This is a genomic window from Actinoplanes sp. NPDC051633, assembly GCF_040681735.1.
In the GTDB taxonomy this organism is placed as follows: Bacteria; Actinomycetota; Actinomycetes; order Mycobacteriales; family Micromonosporaceae; genus Actinoplanes.
This window is the reverse complement of record NZ_JBFAZH010000714.1, coordinates 1-4,084: the sequence shown is the minus strand read 5'-3', so window position 1 is coordinate 4,084 and position 4,084 is coordinate 1. Positions and strand designations below refer to the sequence as shown.

Sequence of the window (4,084 nt, the reverse complement as noted above, 5' to 3'; positions counted from 1 at the left end):
GAGATGCGATTGAACAATCACAAGCGACAAATTTTGAGGAGCTTGAGAGAGAGTTGAACCAATTAGACATCACAATCGATCGTGGGTACCGCTCAGCCGGCGCACGGGCGTACCGCCGTGCGCGACATGATCATGTATCTACACACCCAGGCCTTCGACGGCAACGCGAAGATCAAGACCGTCGTCGTGGCGGATGGCCATGCCGCCGTGGAGTGCGACTTCGTCGGCGTCCACACCAGTGAGTTCCTCGGCATCGCCGCGACCGGGAAGTCCGTGAACGTGCCGTACGCGGTCGTGTACGACCTCAGCGACACTGAGGTCTTGGCTCTGCGCATCTACATGTCGATGGAAATCATGAGAGAGCAGCTGACCAGCCCTGTCTGACGAGTCATCGGATCGCCGCGAAGCCTGGTTCTTCGAGCAGGAACCAGGGCTCGCTGGGAACCGGCACCGCAGATCGGCGGCTCGGCGCTCCACCGTGGCCCCTACCGTGGGCCGGGTGGTCGATCTGCAGGTGTCCGGTCAGGTTGAGGGGTACGCGAGGGGCCCGTACAAGTCAGGTAACCGTCTTCAGCACGTCCGCCGTCGCTGGAATCCGATCAACCAGCTCTTTCAGCGCGCCCTCGACCGCAGCCGACGCCTCGGATGCGTCCTTGGCATCCACAATATTCTTCAACAGATCGGGCGACTGGGCGATGTTGACCGCCTCCGAGCTCGCGGCCTGTTTGACTGTCTTCATGGCGTCGGCGGCCGCTTGCATCTTGATCTTCGCCTTGTCGCCGATACCGATCTCATCTGGCAACAAACCGAAGATGCCGCCGTAGACAAGGGCGATGCCGACCAAGAAGATGGCCGCCAGACCGACCGAGTTGACGTCCTTGCCGGCGAACATTCCCCACACGGTCGCAGTAACACCGGCGATCACCAGGAGAGCGCCGAGGAAGCCGAAGATCATCTTGACCGACGCCGACATGGCGGCCTCCCGAGTGAATTGATCCTGGCCCCACATTAGGTACCCACGAACCGCAGTTGCGCGTCGCTGTCGCAAACCCGCCAGCTGGCCGGGCCGGGAGCAGAAGGGGAGCAACGTGGTGTGTTCAACGACGCCGCACTAGCCTGCGGTGGTGGCAGGAACCGAGCTGGATGAGTTGGTCGTGGCCGACGGCGCGGCGCTGCGCGTGTGGCTGCTGGACAACCACACCACCTCGCCTGGCGTGTGGCTCGCTCTGACCCGGAAGGGCGGCTCCGTCACCACGCTGACCTGGCAGCAGGCGGTTGACGAGGCACTGTGCTTCGGCTGGATCGACGGGCAGGCCCGCAAGCGCGACGAAGGTAGTTCCTGGCGGCGGTTCACCCCGCGCCGGCCCCGCAGCATCTGGTCCCAGCGCAACGTCGCCAACGTGGCCCGGCTGGAGGCGGCCGGCCTGATGTTGCCGGCCGGCCGCGCCGCGGTGGACGCCGCGAAGGCCGACGGGCGGTGGGCGGCCGCCTATGCGCCGCCGTCGGAAGCGGAGGTGCCGGCCGACCTGCGAGCGGCGATCGCCGCCGACCCGGCGGCGCAGGCGATGTTCGACGTGCTCACCAAGTCCAACCGCTTCTCCCTCATCGGCCGGATCAATGCCGTCAAGCGGGCCGAGACGCGCACCCGGAAGATCGCCGAGTTCGTGGCGATGCTGGCCCGGCACGAGACGTTCCATCCGCAGCGAGCCAGGCCGGCGGATCCACCGACGTCCTGACGGGGTCTGCCGTGCCTCGCCCGACCTCGTCCAGGCTCATGTGCGGTTCGATAGGTGCATGACTGAAGTTCCCCGTGCCGTTTCCCGCATGATCGACGCCACCAATGCCGGCGATTCGGACGCGTTTGTCGACTCGTTCACCGACGATGCCTATCTGGAGGACTGGGGTCGCGGGTTTCATGGCCATGAGGGCGTGCGGTCGTGGGACGGCTCCGACAACATCGGGCGCCGGGCTCGCTTCGAGGTCGTCGGCTCCCGGCGCGACCAGGACGACTGGATCGTGACGCTGCGGGTCACCGGCGGCGGCTTCAACGGCACCAGCGACTTCCGCTTCAGCCTGCGCGGCGACCGGATCTCGCGGATGATCATCGCCGCGTAGGCCCGGGCCGGCCGAGACTTCTTGTCGAGCGGTTCCAGCGACGTCGAGCCGTGTAAGCGGACCTGCCCCTGCCGGGATACGAAGCCGACAAGAAGGCGACTGGTGCGAGTATCGAGCCGCGTGGACAACGGACTGGTCCGAATGATGAAGCCGAAGGAGCGATGCCGTGAAATTGCCACCCGTCGTGTCCGCCGAGGAGTGGAACGCCGCCCGCGAGGAGCTGCTGCGCAAGGAGAAGGCGCACACGCGTGCGAAGGACGTCCTCGCGGCGGAGCGCCGCCGGCTGCCGCGGGTCCGGGTCGACAAGCAGTACGGCTTCGAAGGACCCGACGGCGTGGTGGGCCTACCCGAGCTGTTCGAGGGGCGCCGCCAACTGATCATCTACCGGCACTTCTTCGAACCCGGGATCGCCGACTGGCCCGCGGGCGGCTGCAGCGGCTGCGCGATGTTCACCGACAACCTCGGCCACCTCGCACACCTGAACGCCCGCGACGTCACGTTCGTACTCGTCTCTGCCGCTCCCCAGACAGACATCAAGCGCTATCGCGGGCGCATGGGCTGGGACCGTGTGCCCTGGTACACGACGCGTGACGACTTCTCCAAGGACTTCGGCGTCGACGAGTACTTCGGCCTCAACGTCTTTCTCCGCGACGGCGACGAGGTCTACCGCACGTACTTCACCAACGCACGCGCGGCGGAGCAGACCGGCAACGTCTGGAGCCTGCTCGACATCACCCCGCTCGGCCGGCAAGAGGAGTGGGAGGACTCGCCGGAGGGCTATCCGCAGGAGGCGCCGTACCAGTGGTGGCGCCGCCACGACGAATACGGCACCGCCGAGGACGCCGGCTGACCAGCGAGCGCCACTATGGCCGGTCGAAGAAGCCGCCCAGGGCGTCTGCTATCAGATCCGGGTTCTCCTCGGCGAGGAAGTGCCCGCCGTCGACCGGCCCGCCCTGCACCCTGTCCGCCAGCTCCCGCCAAATGGCCAACGGGCCACCGACGTCGGCGTACCAGGACGACAACGGTCCCGCGGCGCTCCACAGTGCCAGCACCGGGCAGGTGATGCGGCGGCCGGCGGCACGGTCGGCGGCGTCGTGCTCCCGGTCGATGCCGGCAGCGGCACGGTATTCCTCACAGATCGCGTGCGCCCGCTGCGGATCGCCGAGCATTGCGGTGTACGCGGCGCGGCTCTTCTCGTCGAAGGCGTCGGCGGGGGTGCCCCACTGCGGGCCCAGGGCGTGCGCGATGATCGCATCAGGGGCGCCGGTGAGCAGGCGTTCGGGCAGAGGTTCGTCCTGGGCCAGCAGCGACCACGGCCAGAAGGCAAGGGCCATCCGGTCGTCGGCCCGGTCCCACACGGCGTCGACCGGCAGGATGTCGAGCACCGCCAGCGCGGCGATCGTGTCCGGGTGGTCCAGGGCGGCCCGATAGGCGACCCGGCCGCCCCGGTCGTGCCCGGCCACGGCGAACCGGTCGTACCCGAGGTGTGCCATGACCTGGACCATGTCGTTCGCCATCGCCCGCTTGGAGTACGGCAGATGGTCGCCGTCCGACGGCGGGATGCTGCTGTCCCCGTACCCCCGCAGGTCGGCCACGACCACCGAGAAGCGCGCGGCGAGCCGCGCCGCGACCGCCCGCCACATCAGGCTCGTCTGCGGGAACCCGTGCAGCAGCAGGACCGGTGGTCCCGTGCCGCCGCGCCGGACGGCGATCACCGCGTCGCCGATGTCCACCGCGAACCGCCGGAAGGAGACCATGACATCGACCCTACGTATCGGCGAAGGCCGGCTGACGCCGCGGAGTCATATGACGTCGCGATGAATACCGTCATCGATCAAGGTCAGCATGTCCTCCACACCCTGACGTGAGGCAGCCTCGTCACTCGGCGGCGGCCAGCTGACGAAGTCATAGGTGAGGTCGACGCCGCCCTCAGGAGCCTCGGTGAGCGTCACGATGACGGACTCCTTCG

General features: G+C 67.7%; 6 protein-coding genes. 4 read left to right on the top strand and 2 right to left on the bottom strand.

Going from position 1 to position 4,084, the window contains the following annotated elements:
• The first annotated feature begins 81 nt into the window (after window positions 1-81).
• Window positions 82-384 (top strand): ester cyclase, encoded by a 303-nt coding sequence (locus AB0M20_RS30440; protein WP_364303767.1) that lies wholly within the window; start codon window positions 82-84, stop codon window positions 382-384.
• A gap of 172 nt (window positions 385-556) precedes the next feature.
• Here the strand turns inward: AB0M20_RS30440 and AB0M20_RS30435 are convergent, their stop codons facing one another.
• Window positions 557-973 carry a hypothetical protein gene (locus tag AB0M20_RS30435; RefSeq protein ID WP_364303766.1) on the bottom strand — a complete coding sequence of 139 codons (417 nt, stop codon included), beginning with the start codon at window positions 971-973 and terminating at the stop codon, window positions 557-559.
• A gap of 151 nt (window positions 974-1,124) precedes the next feature.
• Here AB0M20_RS30435 and AB0M20_RS30430 point away from each other — a divergent pair, with 151 nt between their 5' ends.
• From AB0M20_RS30430 to AB0M20_RS30420, 3 genes are all read left to right on the top strand, one after another.
• Window positions 1,125-1,736: a YdeI/OmpD-associated family protein gene (locus AB0M20_RS30430; RefSeq protein WP_364303764.1), complete on the top strand. Its 612-nt coding sequence runs from the start codon at window positions 1,125-1,127 to the stop codon at window positions 1,734-1,736.
• 58 nt (window positions 1,737-1,794) lie between these two features.
• Complete coding sequence (locus AB0M20_RS30425; protein ID WP_364303763.1) at window positions 1,795-2,115, top strand: nuclear transport factor 2 family protein; 321 nt, start codon at window positions 1,795-1,797, stop codon at window positions 2,113-2,115.
• A gap of 166 nt (window positions 2,116-2,281) precedes the next feature.
• Entirely contained in the window at window positions 2,282-2,965 is a 684-nt protein-coding gene (locus AB0M20_RS30420; RefSeq protein WP_364303762.1) for a DUF899 domain-containing protein, read from the top strand.
• Between the two features lie 13 nt (window positions 2,966-2,978).
• Here AB0M20_RS30420 and AB0M20_RS30415 read toward each other — a convergent pair whose 3' ends face one another.
• Window positions 2,979-3,872, bottom strand: coding sequence for an alpha/beta hydrolase (locus tag AB0M20_RS30415; protein WP_364303761.1), 894 nt, complete (start codon window positions 3,870-3,872; stop codon window positions 2,979-2,981).
• Window positions 3,873-4,084: the final 212 nt, after the last annotated feature.

What these genes read in the sequence shown, in the direction of transcription:
- AB0M20_RS30435 (WP_364303766.1), bottom strand. Translation starts at nt 973, where the DNA reads ATGTCGGCGTCGGTCAAGATGATCTTCGGCTTCCTCGGCGCTCTCCTG.
- AB0M20_RS30425 (WP_364303763.1), top strand. Translation starts at nt 1,795, where the DNA reads ATGACTGAAGTTCCCCGTGCCGTTTCCCGCATGATCGACGCCACCAAT.
- AB0M20_RS30415 (WP_364303761.1), bottom strand. Translation starts at nt 3,872, where the DNA reads ATGGTCTCCTTCCGGCGGTTCGCGGTGGACATCGGCGACGCGGTGATC.